The organism is Shewanella sp. MF05913 (assembly GCF_059758095.1).
On the sequence record NZ_JCAYNT010000061.1, the window covers coordinates 1 to 888 of the forward strand.

Annotated in this window: 2 pseudogenes; both read right to left on the reverse strand. The window is 41.8% G+C overall.

The features are described from left to right. Positions 1–126 precede the first annotated feature (126 nt). Positions 127–270: pseudogene (locus AC19MV_RS22975) on the reverse strand (transposase family protein); the annotation flags it as partial. 42 nt (positions 271–312) lie between these two features. Beyond that, positions 313–762 (reverse strand): annotated as a pseudogene (locus tag AC19MV_RS22980) (IS3-like element ISShfr8 family transposase); the annotation flags it as partial. Positions 763–888 lie beyond the last annotated feature (126 nt).

Sequence of the window (888 nt, forward strand, 5' to 3'; positions counted from 1 at the left end):
TAAGTTTAAGGGGTAGTTAACCTCATAATTTGCCATACTTTGGAGAAGTAACCCACCTTTGTATGCCTTTAGATATCGTGAGTATGGCGATTTATGTTACTTTAGAGGGGAAAATCCCTAGAACCCCAATGTGCCGAACTCATGGCAATCAGCCCAACTTTGGGCTCCTGAGATAACAGCACTAAGTACAAGAAAGCAGATATCAATGACATCATGTTCTTGATTTATATGGGAACGGCAATCAGTAATTTTATCAAGATGTTTAAGCATAGGGTAATCTCCCCATTTTTAGCTGAGATCAAAAGTAGAGACTTAGGCCACTAGTGCCAGTTTTTGCTTTGGTGGGACACCACCAATTGCTGTATTGGGTCTTTCATTGTTATAAAACCATAGCCATTGTGTCGCATGTTCCTGTACCTCGGCAATACTATTCCAAAGATATTGGCTCAGCCATTCGTATCGCACAGTCCGATTATAGCGTTCTACATAGGCATTCTGCTGTGGATTGCCAGGCTGAATAAATTTCAGTTCTACGTTGTGTTTTTCAGCCCAGGCAGCCAGTACCGCACTTATATACTCTGGACCATTATCACTGCGTATCTGTTTTGGTTTTCCACGCCATTCGATGATTTGATCCAATGTTCTCACCACACGCTCCGCAGGTAAGGAGAAGTCGACCTCTATCGCCAAGCCTTCACGGTTGTAATCATCAATTACGTTCAATAACCTAATGCTGCGACCATCTTCCAGTTGGTCGTGCACGGAGTTTTTCAAGTTAGTTGTCGCATCAAATTAAATTTTATGCCGCCCGCATTGCTTCTTTTTTCTCTGGATTTAAATTTACTTCATTGATCATTGTCCAATCTCTAGATTTTCCTGACCAACGAA